Below are 22213 nucleotides of genomic sequence, written 5' to 3'. Positions count from 1 at the left end.
CTTCGCGCGCTATCCCGTTGACGACGCGTGTTTTCGGCGGCCCTGCCTGTATCCAGTCCGCGCGGGCTTGATCTAGAACGGGCTGGCGGCCGGGCGGTCCGTATCGCGATCCGCCCGCCGTCTCGAAGGCAACCGGCGCGCGGGCCCTGATCCCGCGCGGCGGGATACGACAAACCGGCCGACGGCCGCGACCGGACCTGTCGGGCGGGCGCGGACCTCGGTCCCCGGCCTCCGACCGGCTTTGCCGGACGGCGGCCGAAGGGGCGGACCAGAGTATCATGGCCGATTACTACCCGCTTCTGGCGCGCGCGCTCGACGCGCTGCCGGACCGAACGCCCGCCCTGCGCAAGGCGGTCTACGACCGCGCGCGCAACGCCCTGATCAGCCAGCTGCGCTCCCTCGATCCGCCGCTGTCGGAGGCCGATATCGATCTCGAGCGTCGGGCGCTCGACGCCGCGATCGAGCGGCTCGAGGTCGATCACGGCGGCCTCCCGGCCCCCGCCAACGATGCCGCGCAGGCGCCCGGGGCGCCCGCTCCGGCCACGGTTTCGGCGCCGCCATCAGCACCGGCCGTGCCCGCACCCGCCGCGCCAGAGCCCGCCATCCCAGAGCCGATCGTCCCCGCGGCGACGGAGCCGGAGATCCCGGAGCCGTCCCCGCCGGAGCCGGGATCCGGTCCCGCGCTGGCGCCCATCCTCCCGTCGGCGAAGCCGCCGTTCGCGGTGGCGGCCCGCGACGGGGATCGGGAGGCCGCGGACGGGCCGCGCGAGGCACCGATCCCGATCGCGCCGCCCCGTCCGGGCACGCCGCAGACGGCCGCGCCCGACACGGCCCCGCTGGTCGCCGAGACGTCCGGCGCCGAGACGTCCGGCGCCGAGGTGCCCGCCGTCGAGGACCCTGACGCCGAGGCGGCCGAGGGCGCGGGCGGGCGTCAGCGTCCGCGGATCGAGGTGGTCCCCCCGCGCACCGGTCGGTCGCGCGTGCTGCGCAACGTCTTCGTGGGCGGTGTCCTGGCTGTGGTGATCGGCCTGATCGCCGTCGCGGCCTTCCTGCTGCGCGACCGGCCGCAGAACCTGCCGTCGAGCGGCACGGAGACCGCGGACACGCAGCAGCCGGAAGGCGAGACCAAGTTCGGCGACCGGGTCGGCGGCGACGCCGCCCCGGCCCCCAAGGCCCCGACGCGCGTCGAGAACGGTGCGCCGGCACGGGCCGCGGCCACGCCCGCGCCGGCCGACGCGGGCGTCGCGGTCGCGCAGAGGGCGGAACTCGTCGAGGAGGCGACGGGGGCCGAGGGCGGTCAGCCGACCGTGACGCCGGGGCGGGTGACGTGGCGGCTCGAGACCGTCAACGGGGATCAGGGGCAGCCGGTCCAGAACGCCGTCGTCGCCACCGTGACCATCCCGGATGCCGGCCTGACGCTGGTGATGACCATCCAGCGCAATCTCGACGCGACCCTGCCGGCCTCCCACACGGTGAGCTTGGCCTTCAGCCAGAGCGGCAGCAACGCCGCGTCCAGAACCGTCCAAGATGTCGGGTTGCTCCAGGCCAAGGACGAGCAGAGCGCCCGCGGCTCGCCGGTCTCGGGCCTGCCGGTTCGGGTACGCGACAACCTGTTCCTGATCGGCCTGTCGTCGCTGCAGAACGACGTCGAGCGCAACACCGACCTGCTCCTCCACCGGAACTGGTTCGACATCGCCCTGCGCTACACGTCCGGCCGCCGGGCGGTCCTGACCTTCGAGAAGGGCGCCGCCGGCGCCCAGGTGATGCAGAACGCCTTCGACGCCTGGCAGTGATCGCTCGACGGCACCCGCCGTCCGAGCCCCGACCCGAACCGGCGGGCCCGGCGCGTCGCTCGCCGGGCGCGCGGCTCAGCGGGCCTCGATGCCGGTCCGGGGCAGCTCGCGGCTCGCGATGTTGCGCTTGACCGCTTCCTGCACCTTCTCGAAGGCGCGGACCTCGATCTGCCGGACGCGTTCGCGGGACACGCCGAACTCGCCGGAGAGATCCTCCAGGGTGATCGGGTCCTCGGCGAGGCGCCGGGCCTCGAAGATGCGGCGCTCGCGCGGATTGAGCACACCGAGGGCGTCCTTGAGCGCGGAGAGGCGGTTCTGACCCTCCTGCTCCCGCGCCAGCACGGTCTCCTGGCTCGGGCTGCTGTCCACGAGCCAGTCCTGCCACTCGCCCTCGCCCTCCTCGCGCAGGGGCGCGTTGAGCGACGTGTCGCCGGACAGGCGCCGGTTCATGTCGATCACGTCCTGCTCGGGCACGCCGAGACGGGTGGCGATCTGCTTCACCTGATCGGGCTTGAGGTCACCCTCGTCGAGGGCCGAGATCTTGCCCTTCGCCTTGCGCAGGTTGAAGAACAGCTTCTTCTGGTTCGCGGTCGTGCCCATCTTCACGAGCGACCACGAGCGCAGGATGTATTCCTGGATCGCCGCCTTGATCCACCACATCGCGTAGGTGGCCAGACGGAAGCCCTTGTCGGGATCGAAGCGCTTGACCGCCTGCATGAGGCCGACATTGCCCTCCGACACGACTTCGCCGATCGGCAGGCCGTAGCCGCGGTAGCCCATGGCGATCTTGGCGACCAGGCGCAGGTGCGACGTCACGAGCCGGTGCGCGGCCTCGCGGTCGCCGGCGTCGCGCCAGGCCTTCGCCAGCGTGAACTCTTCCGACGGCTCCAGCATCGGGAACTTGCGAATCTCGTCGAGGTAGCGCGAGAGGCCACCTTCGTTGGCGAGCACGGGCAGCGTACCGGCCATGGCATTCTCCTGGACCTTATGTCCCCCTGTCGGGCGGACGCGACGGACAACAGTGCCGTCCACTCGGGCCGCTCTTGAGCCGACCCTGCCGGCCCCCCATCTCGTACGGGACGCCGGGGAGCCGGTCGCGGTCGATGACACCCACGTCGTCAACAACGCGCCACCGGCGATTTTGGTCGTACCATGTCACGATGTGACGCGGTACGGCGTGATCTTTCGCACGCCGCGACGCGGCGGTTACGGGCGCGGCGGCCCGTCCTCTTCCGCCCTCAGCGCCTGCACCAGCGCGGCCATATCGGGCGGTAGCGGGCTCTCGAACCGCAGCGTCGCGCCGGTCCGCGGGTGGCTGAAGCCGAGCAGTTCCGCGTGGAGTGCCTGGCGCCCGAGCGCCGCGAGGGCGGCGCGGGCCTCCGGCGTCAGGCGGGCCGCCTTGGTCCGGAAGGCGCCGCCGTAGACCGTGTCCCCGAGCAGGGGGTGTCCGCGATGGGCGAGATGCACGCGAATCTGGTGGGTGCGGCCCGTCTCCAGGCGGCACCTTACGAGGGCGGCCTCGCGATACGCCTCGGCTACGGCGTAGTGGGTGACGGCGTGGCGCCCGCTCGCGTCCGAGACGACGGCGATCTTCTCCCGGTGGAAGCGCGACCGCGCGAGGCTTGCCTGGATCGTCCCGGCCCGCGGCTGGGGCAGGCCCCAGACCACGGCGGCGTAGGCGCGTTCCAGCGGTCCGGACCGGCCGTGATCGGCGAACTGGGCGGTGAGGCCCTGGTGGGCCACGTCGTTCTTGGCGACGACGATCAGGCCGCTCGTGTCCTTGTCGAGGCGGTGGACGATGCCGGGCCGGCGGACGCCGCCGATGCCCGACAGGCTGGCCCCGCAATGGGCGATCAGGGCGTTGACCAGCGTGCCGCTCTCGTGGCCCGGGGCGGGATGGACCACGAGGCCGGCGGGCTTGTCGATGACGATCAGGTCGTCGTCCTCGTGGACGATCGGCAGATCCGCGGCCTCGGCCACCGGCTCCGCCGGGGCTGCCGGGGGCACCGTGAGCACGATGCGCGCGCCCGCGGCGACCTTGGCGGCCGGGTCGAGCGCCGGGAGACCGTCCCGCTGAACCCTGCCGGTGCGGATCAGATCCTGCAGCCGAGCCCGGGATAGATCCGGGAACAGCGCGACCAGCGCCCGGTCGAGCCGCACGCCTCCCTCGGCCACGATCCCGGCCCGCTCGTCCTGCACGTTGTCCACCACGACCGCTATTCGCCCCCGATCTGACCCGCCGCGGCGGATTTCCTGACGAAGGCACTTGCTCCCCCGCCGAGTGGTGGCTATAGCAGCCCCGCGCCGCCGGAAAGCTCCCATCGTCTAGCGGTCTAGGACGTCGCCCTCTCACGGCGAAAACAGGGGTTCGATTCCCCTTGGGAGCGCCACCGGCGCATTTTTATTCATCTCTGCCAGTGGTTTACCGGAAGTGGGACCTTCACCCGCCTCCGCGGTGGGACCACGACGCCCCGCGGCGAAGCGCTTCCAGGCACTGTCGGCGAGCCCCGCACGCTGGGCCTCGCGCGTGTACCGCTCCACCTCTTCCAGCGTCTGATGGCCCGTGACCGCCATGATCTCGTGCGGCGTGCACCCGCGCTCGGCGAGTCGCGCCGCTGTCGCTTTTCGCAGGCCGTGTGCCGAGCAGTGCGGGAGCCCGGCCTGATCGCACCACTCGCGGAAGCGGTTGCCGAATCCCGCCACCGAGAACGGCTTGCCGTAGTCCGTGACTAGGAAGGTCAGGTGCGAGGAGGGCAGGGCGGCGATCGCCTCGGCCAGATCGGGAAACACCGGCACGTCGACCGAGATGGGCTTGCGGTGCTCGTTCTTGGCCTGGATGTAGCGCAGGCGGCCATCGCGGATGTGCTGAGGGCCAAGGCGCGTCGCGTCCTCGCGCCGGCAGGCCGTGTAGAGCAGTAGCGCGAAGGCTAGCCGTGGCTTCGAGCCGAGCGGGTGCCGACGCTCAAACTGGTCGACCTCGTCCAGTGTCCAGGTGTGGTGCCCTTTGGTGACGTACTGAGCGCGCTTCACATCCCGCGTTGGATCCGCGTCAACGATGTCCTCCTCCATGGCCCATTGGAACATGGCCCGGAGCGCCTTGAGCATCGTGTTGGCGGCGGCCGGTGTCTCGGCCTTCTCGTCGCGCAGGCGCCGCACATGGCGCGGCTGCATCAGCGCGACCGATGCCGTGCCCTTGTCGCTGGCGGCGATCTCGTTCAGTGCGCGCTTCTGCCAGCCCTGTGTCGAGGCATCGAGCTTCTTGAAGGTCGGGCTTGCGATGTAGCGCTGCGACACGTCGATGAACGAGCCAGCGGCCGGGCGGCCGCCCTTCGCCGGCGTGACCTCAGACGCCCGGTCGCGAGCTGCCTCGTAGGCCTTCTGGAACTCGGCGGAGCCGGGCTTGCCATGGAGGCGCACCTTCTTCTCAGGCCGTCTGCGGAAGTAGTACCGGACGTTGCCGTGTCGATCGGTGTCGGCGACGACGAACGGCAGATCGATGCTGACCACGGAGTTCAGTCCCACGGGTTGTGGCCTGCATCATCGCCGCCGAGAGCGTCCCACGCCAAGTCGAGACGCCGGAGGTCCCAGACCACGCACCCGTCGATCCGTTTCGGCTTCGGCATTCGGCCGTCCCGGACCATCTCGTCGAATTTCGAGGGGCTGACGCCGACGTAGCGGGCCGATTCTTCGCGGCGCAGGCCGCGCCGGGGGCTGATCTCGAACCGAGCCGCCGGTAGAGGTGTCGCGTCATCCTGGCGGCCGCGTAGGCTCATCGCTTCGCACCCATCGCCACCGCCCATTCTGGGTTCTGGCCGGCTGAGCCGAACAGGACCGGCAGCACGTCCTCAATGACAGTGTGCAGCTCGGTCAGCCGGCGGCAGGAAGCATCGCTCGCCTCGCCGCGGATCGTCTGCGCCCGCTTGCTACGGCCCGGCACCGGCTGATCCTTCGGGCCGAAGGCGTCGCCGGACACGAAGGCTTGAAACACCATATCGGTGGCGACGACGCCGATCCGGTCTTGGGTCTCGTCCGACAGACCGCGCCAGGGTGATCCGCCCCCACTGGAGTGGTCTGCCCTGAAGTATGGCCTTCGGGCCAGTTTGCCGGGTTAGGGGCAGCCGGTTTCGACCCCGAGCGGACGGCCCGCATGCGACCCAACTGGGCCAGTGGGACTGCCGTCGGAGCTTCTCCAAAGCGGCCGTCAAACGCCGATGTCACCGATGGCCAGCTTACGATCTCGCTCTGCCATTTCGCCATCGTCGCCGGGAAATAGCATCTGTATGCTATCGATCGCGGCCCGTTCTTGTACTTGCTCAACGAACGGCCGTAGCCCTTCCTCATAAGCGTGAAATGCGGCGGCATGGTTGTCCGGATGCCGCGCCAGGGCGTCGGCCAGCCTTCCCGCGCCGATGATGGCCATCGAGCCACCGAGGCCTGCGAACGGGGACACGCAATAGCCTGCGTCGCCGACAAGAACGATGCGCCCGTGAGACCACGTCGGCATCCTGATCTGGCTGATACGATCAAAATAGAAGTCGTTGTCCTCGCCCATACGAGCGAGCATATCCGGTACCTTCCATTTCAGACCGGAAAAATTTTCCCTGATCAGGCGACGTTGCTGATCCTTGTTCCGGTAGTCGTATTCGATCTCACCGGCTGTGCGAAACCCGAAGCCAATATCTGTACGATCGTCATAGCCGTTCAGCATCGCCATCCGCCCAGGAATGGCAAAAAGCTCCGAGCTGTTCGGTTCGAGCAGTCCGGTGTCTGGCACGACTTTGAGGTAGAAATATCCGCCCATGAAATGGGTGAACTGCTCACCGTCGCCAAACGCCAGTCTGCGCGTATTGGAGCGATTTCCATCGCAACCACATATCAGTGCGAATTCGTGCTGACTGCCGTCGCTGAACGTCGCCGACACCGTCTCCGGACGCTCTTCAATCGCCACGATCGAACGGTTGAACCGCAGTTCCACATCGCCCTCGATCGCGCCGCACAGAACATCCAACAGGTCGTCGCGGTGGATCTCGTAGCGCGGCCCCCCCTCATCGTCTGGGTGGTGGGCCATATCGCCCAGCGTTGCGTTTTCCGCATCCTTGAAGGCGAAGCGTCGAGGGGGAAGCGTTCGAGCGCTAACAGCGTCCATCAAGCCCATGCGTGTCAGGATTGCGATTGTCTCGCCCTCGATGTCGACGGGCGTCCCGCCGCGCCGCAGACCCGGTGCGACCTCAACGACCGTGACGCGGTATCCAAGCTGGTTCAGCCAGAATGCTGTGGTCAAGCCGGCGAAGCTCGCGCCGCTGACGAGTGCGGCTTGCGTTTCGGTGGAGGACGCACCGGATATCACGGTTGACGCTGGCATGCCGTCACCTCAGAATGATCTTGATATGAAACTATACTGAGTATATATAGACGTGCAGGATCAGGCAAGCCCCATGCTGGACAGGCGCACCCGGAAGCGGCTGGCGACGCGCCAAGCCATCTCCGATGCAGCCACGCGTCTGTTCATGGAGCACGGCTTCGACCGGGTGACGGTCGACGAGATCGCGGAGGCCGCCGATGTCGGCCGCATGACTGTATTCAATCACTTCCCTCGCAAGGAGGACATGTTCTTCGATCGTGAGGATGAGGTACGCGGAATGGTGGCCGCGGCCATCCACGGGCGGGATGAGGGAGCAAGCCCGGTCACGGCACTGCGCTTGCTCGCTCATCGTTGTATCGAGGACCGGAACCCTCTCCTCCCGCTTTTCGGTGCGTCGCTGAGGTTCGTGGCGACGGCACTGGCCAGCGAGGCGCTGAAGGCGCGCGCCCGCCAGATGTGCAGCGAGTTCACGCGCGTTTTGGCAGAGATGATGGCAGAGGCGGTTGATCGACCCGCGGACGATCCCGACGCGCATCTGGTGGCGGGCTTGCTCGTGGCGACGTGGAGCGTCGCCTTCTTCGAAGGGTACAAGGTGGCGGAAACGCCCGGCGACGCCGCGGCTGCCGGTCGCGCCTTTCTTCGTCTGATCGATCGTGGTTTCCAAGCCGCCGCGGGCGCGGCAGCGGGAACTCCCTATGCCGAAGCGGGATGAGAATATTTGAAGGCGCAATGACTGGCAGCAGATATTGTGGGGGGTTGCTCAAGGCTGTGCGCGGTTTCCGCGATTATACTCGCTACAACGAATCCGTTGCCCTGAAGCCCATCTGACAAATAAGTGGACGGCCGGCTATCGACCCACTATCGCCAAAGGGACGGCACAACAGCCTTCTTAAAAGCGGTCGCTTGAACCTGTGGATGCAGGCTCTTCTACAGTCCCGAAATCGAGATGCTTGAACGGCAAGCGGTTCGCTCAATTGCATCGGCAATGGTCCGGTACAGGAATGGCGGCAGATCGTGCCCCATCCCGGGGATCAACATCATCTCCGCATTCGGGATCGCGGCCGCGGTGTCCTCGCCGCAGGCAGGCGGAAACAGAGGATCCTCTGTCCCATGAACAACAAGGGTGGGCGCCGTGATCGCGGCGAGCCGTGACCGGCGGTCGCCAGCTAATCCAACCGCTGCGATCTGGCGTCCGAACCCACCCGGCGCACGGCCTCGCCGAACTTCCTCCCAGAGGAGAGCACGGTGGGCCTCTTCGTCGAATGGATGTGCCGTACCCGCAATGCGCCGCGCGAAGGCAACGCCGTGATCGAGGAAACCAGCCTCGTCCAAGGCGGGATCGGGGGCGGGGCGCATCAACATCGTCATGACGTCAGGCCCTGCCGGCGGCAGGTCCGGATTTCCCGTGGTCGACATGATTGAGGCGACCGAGAGCACACGAGACGGGTGCTCGCTCGCCAGGATCTGGGCGATCATGCCGCCCATCGAGCGGCCGACAATGTGGGCTCGGCGGATGGACAGGGCATCGAGCAGACCGAGCGCGTCCGAGGCCATGTCGTCGAGCGTGTAGGCGAGTTCCGGCCGCCGTCCCTCAGTGAGCGCCGAGGCCAAGGTCGCAAAGTCCATCGCGCCATGCTCAGCGAAGTGGGTTGAGCGTCCCGTGTCCCGGTTATCGAACCGCACGACGCGGAAGCCGCGCGTCACCAACTCAAGGCAGAAGGCGTCCGTCCAGCGGATCATCTGCGTACCGAGCCCAGCGATCAGGAGGATCGTGTCAGCCGCCCCGTCGCCGAAGCTGTCGTAGGCCAGGGTGATGCCGTTGGCCGCCACATGGGCTGACCTAAGTTCCGAGCTCATATCCGGACGGCCCGGAGTTGCTCCGCCCACTGGATAAGGCGCTCCCTCATCACCCGGTCACGGACGTACGCGATCTCTTCAGCGTCCAACCGCTCGACGATCTCGAAGCTGAACGCCTCGGCTCCATGCGCATTCCACGCGGTCTGGAGCGAACGGTGCGTGTTCGTGCCCTGCCGGAGCGTGAACCAGAGGCGGTTCTGGATCTTGGACAGGTCGGGCGCGCCGCCGACCCAAACCTCACCGGAGGCCATGCAGTGGACAGCGTAGATGCCGCTGTCGACGTCTCGCTTCTTGTAGGCGCTCACGGCCGCCTTTCGGTCTTCCATTCTCATCATGTGCCCTCACAGCTTGGCGGCGACGCTATCGAAGGCACCCCGGTGACGCAATATCACCCGGGTAAAATTGACATCAAGTGGTCGATCCGGCTAAGGTGGAGAGGATGGAGGCGCCATGCCTGAAGACCCAATCAGGACGTTCACCGCGTTCGCGGGTGTGCAGCGGCTCGCCAGCGGTCGCTTGATCGACGTGGCTCTCGCCGTGAAAGCGCGGGCGGCGGAAGAAGGCGATCCGATCCTGACCTTCGACGACAGGTCGGGCTCCGTCATCGACCTCGATCTGCGCGGAACAGAGGCGGACATCACCGCACAGTTCGCCGAACCCGCGAATGCGGGAGACGCTACGAGCACCGTTGAGGGCCGAACGGATCCTGATGGTGCGCCAAGAAGCCGAGGTCGCCCGAAACTCGGGGTCATCGCCCGCGAGGTGACGCTGCTTCCCCGTCAGTGGGAGTGGCTTGCATCCCAGCCAGGAGGTGCATCGCAAGCGTTGCGGCGCCTCGTTGATGAAGCGCGGCGGGCAGATGGTAGGCAGACCCTGATGAAGGCCGCGAGAGAGGCCGCCTACCGCTTCCTTTCGGCGTTGGCTGGCGATCTGCCCGGGTTTGAGGAGGTGATCCGGGCGCTTTTCGCCGGGGATGCCAACGGCTTTGCCGCGCGCATGACGGCATGGCCACCGGACATCCGAGACCATGCGCTGAAGCTCGCAGCCCTCACCTGAGCCAGCGAACGACGGCCGATGGCTGAGGTCCGCCCCGTGCAGCGGCAGCTTTTCCAGATCCGCGTCAGAAAGCTGACATTCCGGAAACCACCCACCTCGGCCACTCTGCGGCTCTCACCAACTCCTTGAACCGGCGGCTTGCCGCGCAAGACTCAGGTCGGCCTCCACCACTATGTCATTGAAGGTTTACCGGGGGATCGTGCGCATCGGAGCGAGATCCGCGAAGACACCCGCGAAGCCGCCTTCCGGGGCATCGCTGTCGGTGAGGGCGTCCAATTCTCGGCCAAACCCCCTGAAGCTGGCGGCATCGACCTCGCAAAGGTGGATCTGGTTCCGCCCCGTTCTGAGGGCGGGGTCCTGAAACAGCACGACAGCCGTCTCCATGGCCCGGAACGTTCTGAACCGGCCGGACGCGACGAGCCTGCCGGCGGCGGGTCCGATATGGCGCCTCATGACGTCCCGGTAGCCGGCCAGATCTCCCGGCCGAACGTCTATGAATCCAAGCGAAGCCTGCCGGTTGGACTGACCTGACCGGCTGGCTTTGGACCGGCCTGATTGAGAGGATCAGTTGGGACCGAGGGAGTTGAACATGGGGCGAGGCCAGAAGACGAGTGCGGAGCAGGTGGTGCTGAAGCTGCGCCAGATCGAGGTGCAGACGACCCAGGGCAAGAGCTTGGCGCTGGCGTGCAAGGAGGCGGAGATCTCCGAGCAGAGCTATTACCGCTGGCGCAAGGAGTACGGCGGTCTCCAAGTCGATCAGGCCAGGAAGATGAAGAGCCTGGAGCGCGAGAACGCGCGGCTGCGGCGGCTGGTAGCCGATCTATCCTTGGAGGATCAGGTGCTGGCGGACGTCGCCTCGGGAAACTTGTAGCCCCCGAGCGACGCCGGCAGGCGGTGGACGGGATCCGGGAGAAGTACGGTCTCTTCCGAACGTCACGCCTGCCGGATCGTCGGTCAGCACCGCGGCACGCAACGCTACGTGCCGACCTTGTTGGCGGACGAGGATGAGCTGACCCGCGCCATCATCGCCCTGGCGTCCGAGTACGGGCGCTATGGCTATCGCCGCGTCACCGCGCTGCTGCAGGCGGCAGGGTGGCAGGTGGGCAAGGACCGGGTTCATCCTTCGAGAACCTCAGGATGAGGGCATCTGGCGTCGCGAGGGGCTGAAGGTCCCGCAGAAGCATCGGCCGCGCGGCCGGCTTTGGCTGAACGACGGCTCGGGCAAACGGCTGCGCCCGCTCCGCCGCAACCACGTCTGGAGCTTCGACTTCGTGCAGGCCCAGACGCACGACGGCCGGACCTTGCCCATCCTGACGCTGATCGACGAGCACAGCCGGGCGTGCCTCGCGCTGAAGGTGGCGCGGCGGATCAACAGCCTCGGTGTGATCGAGGCACTGGCCGACGCCATGTGCCTGCACGGCATCCCGGAGCACATCCGCTGCGATAGCGGCCCCGAGATGATCTCGAAGGCGCTGCGCCAGTGGGTCGCCAAAGCTGGCTCGCAGATCCAGTACATCGCACCGGGATCGCCGTGGGAGAACGTCTACTGTGAGAGCTTCAACGGTAGGCTGCGCGACGAGTGCCTACGCCAAGAGATCTTCGACTCGCTGAAGGAGGCGCAGGTCGTGATTGGTCTGTGGCAATCCACCTACAACCGCGTCCGACCGCGCTCGTCGCTTGGCTATCGGCCACCTGCGCCTGTCAGCTTCCCAGATCTGGCCTTCCGGCTACCCATGGCCGCTACCATGCAGTAGCCTCCCACTCGGCCCGGGCCAAAATACCGGCCAAGTCAGGTGAGGGTCGTCGTCCCGGCAGCGTGGCAGTTCGCGTGCGCTCGGACAACGCGGAAGCGAGCGTTGATTCGGCTGACGGTGGTACGCTGGTGGTACGCTCGCCTGTCAGCGTACCACGGTCCCCTACGAAGTGCTTATGAGGATTGGAGCGGGCGATCGGGATCGAACCGACGACATTCAGCTTGGGAAGCTGACGTTCTACCACTGAACTACGCCCGCCGACATGGTCGGCACGGATAAGGTCTGTCGCGGAGCGCGAACTCCGAACGGCGCCGTGCGCTCATGTACGGCCATGGTCTAGCAGTTCCACGGCGATGGCGTCAAACGGGTCCGGCATCTCATGGTCGTGATCCCTGGGCGGCCCCGCGTGAGCCCGGCGCGGCGTCCCGGCCGGGTCGGCGGAACGCCGCGGCGCGCGAGCCGTTTCGCTCCAAGAAGCGCGCGTGGCGCCGGACCGAGACCCTGCTGACACCATGTGCGGAATCTGCGGCGAGATCTGCTTCGACCGGCCGGCGGACCCCGCCGCCGTCGACGCGATGATGGGATCTCTGCGGCCGCGCGGGCCCGACGCAGCGGGGCTCTTCGGTTCCGGCCGGGTCGTTTTCGGCCATCGCAGGCTCAAGATCATCGACCTGTCCGAGGCCGGGCAGCAGCCCATGATCGATCCTGCCCTCGGGCTCGCGATCGTGTTCAACGGCTGCATCTACAATTTCCGCGCGCTGCGCGCCGAACTCGAGGCGAAGGGCTACGCGTTCTTCTCGACGAGCGACACCGAAGTGGTGCTCAAGGCCTTCCACGCCTGGGGACCTGCCTGCGTCGAGCGCTTCGCCGGCATGTTCGCCTTCGCGATCCTGGAGCGGGATTCCGGGCGAGTCGTGCTGGCGCGCGACCGGCTCGGCGTGAAGCCGCTCTATTACAGCGAGTCGAAGGGCCGCTTCCGCTTCGCCTCGTCGCTCCCGGCCCTGCTCGCCGCCGGAGACGTCGATACCGCGGTCGATCCGGTCGCGCTCCACCACTACATGAGCTGGCACGCGGGCGTCCCGGCCCCGCTCACCATCCTCAAGGGCGTGCGCAAGCTGCCACCGGCGACGATCCTGACGATCGAGCGGGACGGGACGCGGCACGCGTCGACCTACTGGACCCTGGCGATCGGCCCCCGCGCGGCCGACCGTGGCCGGACCGAGGCGGACTGGCGCGAGGCCGTCCTCGAGGCCCTCGGCACCGCCGTCGAGCGCCGTCAGGTCGCCGACGTCCCGACGGGTGTCCTTCTCTCGGGCGGCCTGGACAGCTCGCTGCTCGTTGCCCTGCTGGCGCGCGGCGGGCAGCGCGGACTGAAGACCTTCTCGGTGGGCTTCGACGCGGTGAACGGCGTGGAGGGCGACGAGTTCAGGTACTCCGACATCATCGCCGAGACCTTCGCCACCGACCACACGAAGCTCGCGGTCGACGGCACCCGGACGCTGGAGGCACTGCCCGCGGCCATCGCGGCGATGTCGGAGCCGCAGATGAGCCACGACGCGGTGGCCTTCCTCCTGCTCTCGCAGGAGGTCGCCAAGCACGTGACGGTGATCCAGAGCGGGCAGGGCGCCGACGAAGTGTTCGGCGGCTATCACTGGTATCCGAAGCTGATGGGCTCGACGGACCCGGTCGCCGACTACGCGAAAGCGTATTTCGACCGCGACCATGCCGAGATGCGGGAGGCCCTGACGCCCGACATGGTCGGCGGCGACCACAGCACCGACTACATCGCGACCTTCTTCGCGAACTCGCGGAGCGACAGCGCCATCGACAAGACTCTGCAACTCGACCAAGAGGTCATGATGGTCGACGATCCGGTCAAGCGGGTCGACAACATGACGATGGCCTGCGGCCTCGAGGCGCGGGTGCCGTTCCTCGACCATGACCTCGTCGAGCTGGCGGCCCGCATCCCGGCGGAGCTCAAGGTCCGGGACGGCGGCAAGTACATCCTCAAGGAGGCCGCGCGGACGATCGTCCCGGCCGAGGTGATCGACCGCGAGAAGGGGTATTTCCCCGTTCCGGCGCTGAAGCACATCCGCGGCACGTTCCTCGACTACGTCCGCGACGTGCTGGACCGGCCCGAGGCGCGCGCGCGTGGCATCTTCAACCGCGCCTACGTCGATCATCTGCTCGCCGATCCCGACGGCACGCTGACGCCCAAGGGCAACTCGAAGCTCTGGCAGGTGGCCCTCCTGGAGAGCTGGCTCCAGACGCACGGCGTCTGAGACGGGCCGCGGCACGCCTTTCGCGACGGATCGTGATCGACCGCGCGCTCAAGGTGCCGCGCTTTGTCCACGATCGTCCCGGATCAGCCGGTCGACAGACACCCGGAGAAGCCCGTCGATGTGCCGCTGGATCGCCTATGCGGGACGCACCATCCCGCTGGAGCACTACGTCACCGAGCCGTCCCACAGCCTCGTCTCGCAGAGCATCGCGGCGCTCGAATCGACCGCGGCGACCAACGGCGACGGGTTCGGGCTCGGCTGGTACGGCGATCACCCGGAGCCCGGCCGGTACCGCGAGGTCCAGCCCGCCTGGTCGGACGACAACCTGCGCTACCTGTGCCGGCACTTGCACTCGCACCTGTTCTTCGCGCACGTGCGCGCCGCGACCGGCACGCCGATCACCCGGCCGAACTGCCATCCCTTCGCCTGCGGCCCGTGGCTGTTCATGCACAACGGCTATATCGGCGACTGGAGCCGCCTGCGGCGCCCGGTCGAGGCGCTGATCCCGGACGAGCTGTACCCGTCGCGCGCGGGGACCACCGATTCCGAAGCGATCTTCCTCGGGCTTCTGGGCTGCGGCCTGATGGGACCGGGGCCGCGCCGCGATCCTGTCGAGGCGACGGCGCGCGCGCTCGCGCGCCTCACGGATCTCGCCGGGCCGCATCCGTTCCGGTTCACCGCGGCGCTGGCCGACGGGCGCGATCTCTACGCGTTCCGCTACGCCGCGAACGACAAGGCGAACTCGCTCTACTACCGCGCTTCGGAGGGCGGCGTGGTCGTCGCCTCGGAGCCGCTCGACCGGGATCACGGCACTTGGACGACGGTCGCCGAGAACAGCGTGCTCGTCGCGCGGCGGGACGCGCCGGTGGAGATCCTGCCGCTGGCGCAGTTCGGCCTGGCCGCGCCGCCGGTCGATGACTCGGTCCGCCGGCTGCGCGCCTGAGCGACTCCGCTCAGGCGACGCGGGAGAGGCTGCCGCTCTGCGAACCCTGCGTGCTGCGGGCGGAATCGTAGGCGCGATTGCGCAGGGCGGTCTCGCTCGGGAGCTGGTCAATCACGTTGCCGGACGACGGATCGACCACCTGGAACACGATCGAGCTGGTGTCCGGATCCTGGATGTACCGCGCCTTGCCGCCGTTCGTGCCGATGTCGAGCTTCACCGCGGGCTCGAGCGGCTTGGCGGACGTCTCGGGCTCGGGCGCCTGCTGGGTCACGGCGGCGGCGGCCGTCGCTCCGAGCGCGTCGAGGCCCTGCGGCCCCGGCGTCGTGGATGTCAGCGTTCGGATCTCCATCGCCGGTCTCCTGCGATCCTGTGATCGAAGGATTGAGGCGCGGTCCTGCCTAATCGTTCCTTAATGGCGACCGCCGGTCCACCGGATGATGTGGCGGAATCGGAGATGCGATGAACATCGCGTTACCTGCGCGACACAAATCCGTGCTGAATTTTCTCCTGGGTCGACTCGGCGCCCAGCCGGTTCGTCTTCCCGCGACGGGACTGCGGCCCGCCCCGCGCAGCGTGGAGCACGCGATGTACAGGATCTCGGCGATGCTCGTCTTGGCGACCAGTCCCGCGCTCGCCGCGCCGGCCGCGGCTGGCGATCCGGGTACGCGCGCGCCGTTCATCCGCGAGCACCGCTGCGCCGTCGTGGAGCGTCTCGACGCCATCCACAGGCGCGGGCCGGTCGACGTCTCGCGCGACCGCTTCATCGTCGTCGCGCCGCACGGACAGGCGCAGCGCTACGTCCAGTGCATCTTCCAGGATCGGGATACGCGGATGTTCTGCGAGGCCGCGTCGGGCGCCTACGGGCCACCCGGCCGAAGGCGCCTGCGGCTGGATGCGACGGCACGGCAGGCTCTGGCGGCGCTCGGATACGTCCAGGCGGACCCGGCGGAGAACTTCGCGCGCCTCGTGGAGCTGGGATCGCCGCCCGACACGGGCATCGCCGCGGATCTGATGCTCGCGGCGCTGCACGATGCCTACGGCGCCCGCCCAGGCGACATTCTCGATATCGAGGCCCCGCACGGCGGAACGCCGGGGCGGGGCTGCGGCGCGCCCGAATCCTGAGCGGACCGGGCGCGCGCCCGTCTCACTCGGCGGCGTCGACGTAGAGCTTGCCGCCCTCGGCCAGGAACTCCTGCGACTTCGCCCGCATGCCGGCCTCGGCCTCGGCCTTCGACATCGCGGGCGCCGCGCCCACGACTTCGCCGGCCTCCTCCATCGCCAGCACCTCGGCGCGCAGGTCCTGCGTGATCTTCATCGAGCAGAATTTCGGCCCGCACATCGAGCAGAAATGCGCGACCTTGTGGGCGTCCTTCGGCAGGGTCTCGTCGTGGAAGCGCCGGGCGGTATCCGGATCGAGGCCCAGGTTGAACTGGTCCTCCCAGCGGAAGTCGAACCGGGCGCGGCTGAGCGCGTCGTCCCGGAGCTGCGCGGCGGGATGCCCCTTGGCGAGGTCGGCGGCGTGGGCGGCGATCTTGTAGGTGATGACGCCGGTCTTCACGTCGTCCCGGTCCGGCAGGCCGAGATGCTCCTTCGGGGTGACGTAGCAGAGCATCGCGGTGCCGAACCAGCCGATCATGGCGGCGCCGATGCCCGAGGTGATGTGGTCGTAGCCCGGGGCGATGTCGGTGGTCAGCGGGCCGAGGGTGTAGAACGGCGCCTCGCCGCACTCCTTCAGCTGCTTCTCCATGTTGACCTTGATCTTGTGCATCGGCACGTGGCCGGGGCCTTCGATCATCACCTGGCAGCCCTTGTCCCAGGCGACCTTGGTCAGCTCGCCGAGCGTCTCCAGCTCGCCGAACTGCGCGGCGTCGTTGGCGTCGGCGATCGAGCCCGGGCGCAGGCCGTCGCCCAGCGAGAACGAGACGTCGTAGGCCCGCATGATGTCGCAGATCTCGTCGAACCGCTCGTAGAGGAACGATTCCCGGTGCCCGGCCAGGCACCAGCGCGCCATGATCGAGCCTCCGCGGGAGACGATGCCGGTGACGCGCCGGGCGGTCAGCGGCACGTGGGCGAGCCGCACGCCGGCATGGATCGTGAAGTAGTCGATGCCCTGCTCGGCCTGCTCGATCAGCGTGTCCTTGAAGACCTCCCAGTCGAGCTTGAGCGGGTCGCCGCCGACCTTCTCCAGCGCCTGGTAGATCGGCACCGTGCCGATCGGGACCGGGCTGTTGCGGATGATCCACGAGCGGATGTTGTGGATGTTGCGGCCGGTGGACAGGTCCATGACCGTGTCGGCGCCCCAGCGGATCGACCAGACGAGCTTCTCGACCTCGTCGGCGGCCGAGGAGGTCACGGCGGAGTTGCCGATGTTGGCGTTGATCTTGACCAGGAAGTTCCGGCCGATCGCCATCGGCTCCAGCTCGGTGTGGTTGATGTTGGCCGGGATGATCGCCCGGCCGCGGGCGATCTCGTCGCGGACGAATTCCGGGGTGATGAAGGGCGGGACCGAGGCCCCGAAGCTCTGGCCGTCCGCGAGCGCGGCCTCGGCGCCCGCGAGCATGGCCTCCCGGCAGACGTTCTCGCGGTGGGCGACGTAGATCATCTCCTCGGTGATGATCCCCGCGCGGGCGAACTCGTACTGGGTCACCATCTGGCCCGGGGCCGCCTTGCGGATGGTCCGCTCGGCGGGGCAGGGGGCCACGAGCTTGTCGCCCGCGAATCCGTTATCCTCGGGCTTCACCGCGCGCGGCGCGACGGCCGCGTAGCCGCGGGCGGCGACCCAGGGCTCGCGCACGCCGGGGAGGCCGGCATTGAGGTCGATGCGGGCATCGGTCTCGGTGTAGGGGCCCGACGGGTCGTAGACCCGCACCGCTTCCTCCTTCGGATCGGAGAGGACGATCTCGCGATAGGGGACGCGGATGTCCGGCCGCCCGGCCGGGTTCGCGTACGCCTTGCGCGATCCGGTGACCGGACCCGTGGTCACGGTCTCGGGGCTGCCTTTCACGTCCTTCGGGAGAACGGGTGCGTTCATCGTGGGCCTCTCCTCGTGCTGGAGCGGTCCGGTCCACGCGATGGCCGAGATGAGATGAGGTCGCGCGAGATGCGACCGCAGGTTCCCGTCCCTCCGCCGGTATGAGCCGGATCAGGTTCAAGGGTCAGGGCAGCGTGCCCAATCTCAGCCCTCTTCAGGGCCCCCCTCGGAACGGTTCCAGACTCGGGCCCGCGGACGGCTTTGTCAATGCTGACCGGCCGCCCTAGAAAACACATCCCCGAAACCGTTCGTCCGAACGCACGCGTTCTCCCCCGCCGCAATCGCACCGCAATGCGCCTCATCGCCGGCCTCCTGCTCGCCGCGCTCCTCCTCTGCGGGCTGGCCTGCGCCGCGCTCGCGCTCGGGCAGCGCCGGTTCCTCTATCCGGGCGCCTTCGGGCCGCAGAACCCGTGGACGATCCCGCCGGGCCTCGCGACGATCACGGTCGCGACCCCCGACGGCGAGACCCTGCACGGCCTGTGGCGGCCTCCGCGGCCGGGCTGCGGCGTCGTCGTGAGCTTCCACGGCAACGGGTCCCGCCCCGAGCCGCACGCGGCCCGCTTCGCCGCGGAGCCCTGGCGGGCGCGCGGCTGGGGCGTGCTCACTGTGGCCTATCGCGGCTATCCCGGCTCCACCGGCAGCCCCAGCGAGGACGGGCTGATCCGCGACGGGCTGGCGGCCGTCGAGGCCGCGCGGGCGCGGGCGCCCGACGCGCCGATCCTCCTCCACGGACACTCCCTCGGGGCCGCCGTGGCCGTGGCCGTCGCCGAACGGGTGCCGACGATCGGCCTGTACCTGGAGGCGCCGTTCGACTCGATGACCCACACCGTGCGGCTGCATGTCCCGCTAGCCCCGATCTGGCTCCTGCGCGACACGTACCGCTCGGACCTGCGCATCCGCGACGGGTCGGCGCCCGTGCTGATCGTGCAGGGCCGCGACGACACGGTGGTGCCGGCCAAGCTGGCGCGGAACCTCGCCGAGGCGGCCGGCCCGCGGGCGCGGATCGACGTGATCCCGGGGGACCACGTCTCCATCCTGGGGAGCCGGGATCGCGAGGCCGAAGCGCTGTTCGGACAGGGCGTCGGTCCGGCTTGCCCGCAGCCGGTGGACCAGCAGGGGTAGGAGAGGGAGGCTCGCGTGGTCGGACGGCGCTCGCAGCGCTGGAGCGCCGAGGATCCGGACGCGCCGGGCGTCCCGGGCCCGCCGGACCCGGTCTGCCCCCTCTGCGAGCGCCCGATCCCGCGCCGCGCCCGCTCCAGCCTCCATCACCTCACGCCGAAGCTGAAGGGCGGGACCCATCGCGGCACGGTCCGGCTGCACCAGATCTGCCACTCGGCGATCCACGCCCGCTACAGCGAGGCGGAGATCGCCAAGCGCCTCGCCGACGTCGAGGCCCTGCGCGCCGATCCGGAGATCGCGCGCTTCCTCGTCTGGGTCCGCGGCAAGCCCGACGATTTCCACGCCGCCACGCGCATGACCCGCGAGCGGAAGTCGGCGCGCCGCAAGATCTGACACCTGCCCGGCCGGCGTTTACCGGGCGTTCGTCACATCCGCAGGTGGCCGCCGCCCCGTTCCTTGCCGTCAACCCGAACCGGTCCAGGATCGCCCCGATCGCGAGGGTTCGGACGATGGCCGGGGTCGGGGATACGGGGGATCGACTCGCCTGGGTCGATATCGCCAAGGGGATCTGCATCCTCCTGGTCGTCATGATGCATTCGGTCATCGGCACCGGCGAGGCCATGGGCGGCGAGGGCTTCCTCCACCCGATCGTCGCCTTCGCGAAGCCGTTCCGCATCCCGGACTTCTTCCTGCTCTCCGGACTGTTCGTCGGGCGGGTGATCGACCGCGACTGGCGCCTGTTCTCCGACCGCCGGGTCGTCCACTTCGCCTATTTCTACCTGCTCTGGCTGGTGATCCAGTCGGTCGCCAAGTACGGCAAGATCGTCGGCGATGCCGGTCCCGCGGCCTTCGCGGCGCATCTCGCCCACGCGCTGATCGAGCCCTATTCCAGCCTCTGGTTCATCTACCTGCTGGCGGTGTTCTCGGTGGTCACCAAGGCCCTGCGCCGCGTGCCCGGCGGCGTGCTCCTCGCCGGCGCCGCCCTGCTGCAGATCGCCGACATCCGCAGCGAGTCGACCCTGATCGAGGAGTTCTGCGCCCGCTACGTCTACTTCGTCGCGGGCTACCTGTTCGCCGGGCGGATCTTCGCGCTCGCCGACGCGGCGCGCCGCCGCGTCCCGCTCGCCCTCTGCGGCCTCGGCGCCTGGGCGGTCCTGGAAGGCTGGCTCGCGCTGACCCCGTCGGGCCTGCCGGATCATCCGACCCTCGCCAGCCTGCCGCTGGTGAGCCTCGCCCTCGGCGGGGCCGGTGCCCTCGCGATCTTGGTGGCGGCGGCTCTCATCGGCCGCGCCGGCGGTCCGGTCGCCGAGGCGGTCCGGACCTGCGGCCAGCGCTCGATCGTGATCTACCTCGCCTTCTCGCTGCCGATGGCGGCGACCCGGGAGATCCTCGTGCGCACCGGCGCGATCGCCGATATCGGCCTCGCCAGCCTGACCGTCATGGCGATGGCGGTTGTCCTGCCGCTCATGCTGGAGCGGCTGGTCCGCGGAACGGCGCTCGACCTGCTGTTCGTCCGGCCGCGCCGGTTCCGGCTGGCCGGGTCCGGGCCTAAGCCGAGCCCGGCCCTGCAGGCGACCTGAGGGACCTCAGCCGTCGAAGGCGATACCGATCCGCCGGCTGCGCCGCCACGCCACGGTGGCCGGGCGCGGTTCGGTGCCCGTGCTGACACGAAGCGCGAAGCGGTCCGGCACGGCCTGATCGTCCTCGACCTCGATCTGCGCGCCGACGTCGGTGGCGTCCCAGACCAGGCAGCTCACCTCGCCGCCGTCGAGCAGCACGGCGCCGAACGTGAAGGCGTTCTTCCGGAAGGTGCCGCGGCGATTCTCCGTCATCAGCTCCTCCGTCCCGTCTCGTGGCTCCGCGGAGCCGGACGATGCCGGATCGCGGTTAACAGGGCAAATACGTTCCCGTGCCTGCCCTGCTCGACCGAGATCAGTACTCGTCGGGATCACCCCGGTAGCGGCGTGGCCCCGGCCCGTAATCGTCGTCGTAGGAGCGGCGCGGCGGCGGGCGGTCGTAGTCGCGGCGGTCGCGGTAGGCGTCGCGCCGGTCGTCGTAGCCGTCATTCCGGTAGCCGCCCCCGCCGCCGTAGGCACCCCCGCCGCCACCGCCGTAGCCGCCGCCGTAGCCCCCACCGCCGCCCGCGTTGATCCGCGGAGCGTACCAGCAGCTCTTCGCCTGGCCCGGCGCCGGATCGCCGAAGGTCTGGGTGTTGCAGGGCACGACGCCGCCCTGCGGGAACGGCCGGCCGTTCGTCCGGCCGGGCACGCCGTAATAGACGTTGGTGGGATAGGGCATCCGGCAGACGCCGCCCTCCTGCGCGCAGCCGACCAGGTTCACCGTGTCGAGCTGGTAGGCCTGGGCCGGGGCGGGTGCCAGCGCGCCGCCTCCCAGCGTGATGGCCCCGAAGGCCAGAGCGATCCGAATCTGCACGTCCCCGATTCCCCCGTGGTTCGCGGTGCGGGTGCCGAATAATCCGGTCGGCGGCTTCCGGCCAGCGGCCGCGCTCGCTATGGCGTCGCACAAGGATGCGCGCGGGCCGGTCCGCGGCCGGCGCGACGGTGATCGGGCGGAACGCCCCGTCGTCGGACGGGAGACGGCGCCCCGGGAGGCCTTGATGAGGGATGCGTCCGCGCAGGAGCTTCTGCTGCTCAGCGCACTCCAGGAATGCCGGATCCAGCTCGACGCGGCGCGCAAGGACGAGGCGGCCCGCGCCGCCGTCCGGGTGGAGCTCGAAGCCGCGCTCCGGCGCGAGGCCGCTCTCGCGGCGGCGATCGTGGAGGAGCGCGAGCGGACCGAGGCGGTCCGCCTCGTGCTTCAGGCGCTGTTGATGAGCGTCCGCCGGTTCGGTCTGCGCCGGCGCCTGTTCGGGGCGCGCATCGCCCGGCTCGGCCGCGAGACGCCGGATTCCGGTCCGCAGGCGGCCCGCCATCCCGTGCTGCTCGCCGAGGCGCGACGGGTGCTGGGTAAGCCATCGCCCGAACCGCCGGCCGAGCGGTGACGGCGGTCGCCGCCC

Annotated in this window: 24 protein-coding genes, 2 tRNA genes, 1 pseudogene and 1 riboswitch; of the genes and pseudogenes, 14 read left to right on the top strand and 13 right to left on the bottom strand. The window is 69.1% G+C overall.

Annotated elements, in window-relative coordinates; translation table 11 throughout:
- Nucleotides 1-278: 278 nt before the first annotated feature.
- Nucleotides 279-1793, top strand: coding sequence for a hypothetical protein (locus ABIC30_RS10095; protein ID WP_020092843.1), 1515 nt, complete (start codon nt 279-281; stop codon nt 1791-1793).
- Nucleotides 1794-1868: 75 nt separating this feature from the next.
- On the opposite strand, the gene rpoH is transcribed toward ABIC30_RS10095, so the two are convergent.
- A complete protein-coding gene (gene rpoH / locus ABIC30_RS10090) occupies nt 1869-2762 on the bottom strand; it encodes an RNA polymerase sigma factor RpoH (protein WP_020092842.1) in 894 nt (297 codons plus the stop codon).
- Between the two features lie 237 nt (nt 2763-2999).
- On the bottom strand, nt 3000-4004 hold the full coding sequence (locus ABIC30_RS10085) for an RluA family pseudouridine synthase (protein ID WP_020092841.1): 1005 nt from the start codon (nt 4002-4004) through the stop codon (nt 3000-3002).
- Nucleotides 4005-4107: 103 nt separating this feature from the next.
- Between ABIC30_RS10085 and ABIC30_RS10080 the strand changes: the two genes are divergently transcribed.
- Nucleotides 4108-4183, top strand: a tRNA-Glu gene (locus tag ABIC30_RS10080).
- On the opposite strand, the gene ABIC30_RS10075 is transcribed toward ABIC30_RS10080, so the two are convergent.
- Nucleotides 4143-4862 carry a tyrosine-type recombinase/integrase gene (locus ABIC30_RS10075; RefSeq protein WP_234082963.1) on the bottom strand — a complete coding sequence of 240 codons (720 nt, stop codon included), beginning with the start codon at nt 4860-4862 and terminating at the stop codon, nt 4143-4145. The two genes, ABIC30_RS10080 and ABIC30_RS10075, sit on opposite strands and share 41 nt — an antisense overlap.
- A gap of 28 nt (nt 4863-4890) precedes the next feature.
- Between ABIC30_RS10075 and ABIC30_RS10070 the strand changes: the two genes are divergently transcribed.
- A complete protein-coding gene (locus ABIC30_RS10070) occupies nt 4891-5076 on the top strand; it encodes a hypothetical protein (protein ID WP_234082252.1) in 186 nt (61 codons plus the stop codon).
- 229 nt (nt 5077-5305) lie between these two features.
- Here the strand turns inward: ABIC30_RS10070 and ABIC30_RS10065 are convergent, their stop codons facing one another.
- The 3 genes from ABIC30_RS10065 to ABIC30_RS10055 all read right to left on the bottom strand — a co-directional run bounded on the left by ABIC30_RS10065 (nt 5306) and on the right by ABIC30_RS10055 (nt 7155).
- Entirely contained in the window at nt 5306-5566 is a 261-nt protein-coding gene (locus tag ABIC30_RS10065; protein WP_020092840.1) for a helix-turn-helix transcriptional regulator, read from the bottom strand.
- Complete coding sequence (locus ABIC30_RS10060; protein ID WP_020092839.1) at nt 5563-5784, bottom strand: hypothetical protein; 222 nt, start codon at nt 5782-5784, stop codon at nt 5563-5565. Before ABIC30_RS10060 ends, ABIC30_RS10065 begins: the two co-directional genes overlap by 4 nt.
- 210 nt (nt 5785-5994) lie before the next feature.
- Nucleotides 5995-7155, bottom strand: coding sequence for an FAD-dependent monooxygenase (locus ABIC30_RS10055; protein ID WP_020092838.1), 1161 nt, complete (start codon nt 7153-7155; stop codon nt 5995-5997).
- A gap of 73 nt (nt 7156-7228) precedes the next feature.
- On the opposite strand from ABIC30_RS10055, the gene ABIC30_RS10050 reads away from it, so the two are divergent.
- Nucleotides 7229-7867: a TetR/AcrR family transcriptional regulator gene (locus ABIC30_RS10050; protein ID WP_020092837.1), complete on the top strand. Its 639-nt coding sequence runs from the start codon at nt 7229-7231 to the stop codon at nt 7865-7867.
- Nucleotides 7868-8082: 215 nt separating this feature from the next.
- Here the strand turns inward: ABIC30_RS10050 and ABIC30_RS10045 are convergent, their stop codons facing one another.
- Both ABIC30_RS10045 and ABIC30_RS10040 read right to left on the bottom strand, forming a co-directional pair.
- Nucleotides 8083-8985, bottom strand: a complete 903-nt coding sequence (locus tag ABIC30_RS10045; protein WP_020092836.1) for an alpha/beta fold hydrolase — start codon at nt 8983-8985, stop codon at nt 8083-8085.
- 23 nt (nt 8986-9008) lie between these two features.
- Nucleotides 9009-9344, bottom strand: coding sequence for a GIY-YIG nuclease family protein (locus ABIC30_RS10040; protein WP_026604874.1), 336 nt, complete (start codon nt 9342-9344; stop codon nt 9009-9011).
- Between the two features lie 118 nt (nt 9345-9462).
- Here ABIC30_RS10040 and ABIC30_RS10035 point away from each other — a divergent pair, with 118 nt between their 5' ends.
- From ABIC30_RS10035 to ABIC30_RS10025, 3 genes and pseudogenes are all read left to right on the top strand, one after another.
- On the top strand, nt 9463-10068 hold the full coding sequence (locus ABIC30_RS10035; RefSeq protein WP_020092834.1) for a DUF2239 family protein: 606 nt from the start codon (nt 9463-9465) through the stop codon (nt 10066-10068).
- A gap of 138 nt (nt 10069-10206) precedes the next feature.
- Nucleotides 10207-10599, top strand: a complete 393-nt coding sequence (locus ABIC30_RS10030) for a hypothetical protein (protein WP_128083336.1) — start codon at nt 10207-10209, stop codon at nt 10597-10599.
- Nucleotides 10600-10657: 58 nt separating this feature from the next.
- Nucleotides 10658-11822 (top strand): annotated as a pseudogene (locus ABIC30_RS10025) (IS3 family transposase).
- Between the two features lie 183 nt (nt 11823-12005).
- Here ABIC30_RS10025 and ABIC30_RS10020 read toward each other — a convergent pair.
- Nucleotides 12006-12080: transfer RNA gene (locus tag ABIC30_RS10020), tRNA-Gly, on the bottom strand.
- A 254-nt stretch (nt 12081-12334) separates the two neighbouring features.
- Here ABIC30_RS10020 and ABIC30_RS10015 point away from each other — a divergent pair.
- Together ABIC30_RS10015 and ABIC30_RS10010 are read left to right on the top strand one after the other, a co-directional pair.
- A complete protein-coding gene (locus tag ABIC30_RS10015) occupies nt 12335-14104 on the top strand; it encodes an N-acetylglutaminylglutamine amidotransferase (protein ID WP_020092831.1) in 1770 nt (589 codons plus the stop codon).
- Between the two features lie 118 nt (nt 14105-14222).
- Entirely contained in the window at nt 14223-15047 is an 825-nt protein-coding gene (locus tag ABIC30_RS10010; RefSeq protein ID WP_020092830.1) for a class II glutamine amidotransferase, read from the top strand.
- Between the two features lie 10 nt (nt 15048-15057).
- Here ABIC30_RS10010 and ABIC30_RS10005 read toward each other — a convergent pair whose 3' ends face one another.
- Complete coding sequence (locus tag ABIC30_RS10005; protein WP_020092829.1) at nt 15058-15396, bottom strand: flagellar protein FlaG; 339 nt, start codon at nt 15394-15396, stop codon at nt 15058-15060.
- Between the two features lie 236 nt (nt 15397-15632).
- On the opposite strand from ABIC30_RS10005, the gene ABIC30_RS10000 reads away from it, so the two are divergent.
- The gene (locus tag ABIC30_RS10000; protein ID WP_049961948.1) at nt 15633-16169 is read left to right on the top strand and encodes a TY-Chap domain-containing protein; all 537 of its coding nucleotides are present in this window, start codon (nt 15633-15635) and stop codon (nt 16167-16169) included.
- A 22-nt stretch (nt 16170-16191) separates the two neighbouring features.
- On the opposite strand, the gene thiC is transcribed toward ABIC30_RS10000, so the two are convergent.
- Nucleotides 16192-18078 (bottom strand): phosphomethylpyrimidine synthase ThiC, encoded by a 1887-nt coding sequence (thiC, locus tag ABIC30_RS09995; RefSeq protein ID WP_020092827.1) that lies wholly within the window; start codon nt 18076-18078, stop codon nt 16192-16194.
- Nucleotides 18079-18149: 71 nt separating this feature from the next.
- Nucleotides 18150-18255, bottom strand: a riboswitch (TPP riboswitch).
- 114 nt (nt 18256-18369) lie between these two features.
- On the opposite strand from thiC, the gene ABIC30_RS09990 reads away from it, so the two are divergent.
- The 3 genes from ABIC30_RS09990 (at nt 18370) to ABIC30_RS09980 (ending at nt 20777) form a co-directional block, all read left to right on the top strand.
- A complete protein-coding gene (locus ABIC30_RS09990) occupies nt 18370-19200 on the top strand; it encodes an alpha/beta hydrolase (RefSeq protein ID WP_020092826.1) in 831 nt (276 codons plus the stop codon).
- Nucleotides 19201-19215: 15 nt separating this feature from the next.
- Complete coding sequence (locus tag ABIC30_RS09985; RefSeq protein WP_020092825.1) at nt 19216-19590, top strand: HNH endonuclease family protein; 375 nt, start codon at nt 19216-19218, stop codon at nt 19588-19590.
- Between the two features lie 116 nt (nt 19591-19706).
- Entirely contained in the window at nt 19707-20777 is a 1071-nt protein-coding gene (locus tag ABIC30_RS09980) for an acyltransferase family protein (protein ID WP_020092824.1), read from the top strand.
- A 6-nt stretch (nt 20778-20783) separates the two neighbouring features.
- On the opposite strand, the gene ABIC30_RS09975 is transcribed toward ABIC30_RS09980, so the two are convergent.
- Nucleotides 20784-21029 (bottom strand): hypothetical protein, encoded by a 246-nt coding sequence (locus tag ABIC30_RS09975; RefSeq protein ID WP_020092823.1) that lies wholly within the window; start codon nt 21027-21029, stop codon nt 20784-20786.
- A gap of 100 nt (nt 21030-21129) precedes the next feature.
- The gene (locus ABIC30_RS09970) at nt 21130-21630 is read right to left on the bottom strand and encodes a hypothetical protein (RefSeq protein WP_020092822.1); all 501 of its coding nucleotides are present in this window, start codon (nt 21628-21630) and stop codon (nt 21130-21132) included.
- A gap of 184 nt (nt 21631-21814) precedes the next feature.
- Here ABIC30_RS09970 and ABIC30_RS09965 point away from each other — a divergent pair, with 184 nt between their 5' ends.
- Nucleotides 21815-22198: an ATP-dependent helicase gene (locus ABIC30_RS09965; RefSeq protein WP_354454837.1), complete on the top strand. Its 384-nt coding sequence runs from the start codon at nt 21815-21817 to the stop codon at nt 22196-22198.
- The last annotated feature ends 15 nt before the right edge of the window (nt 22199-22213 follow it).

The sequence above is a fragment of the Methylobacterium sp. 1030 genome, from assembly GCF_040544715.1.
Taxonomy (GTDB): domain Bacteria; phylum Pseudomonadota; class Alphaproteobacteria; order Rhizobiales; family Beijerinckiaceae; genus Methylobacterium.
The sequence above is the reverse complement of the archived record's forward strand: the minus strand, read 5'-3'. Positions and strand labels throughout refer to the sequence as shown.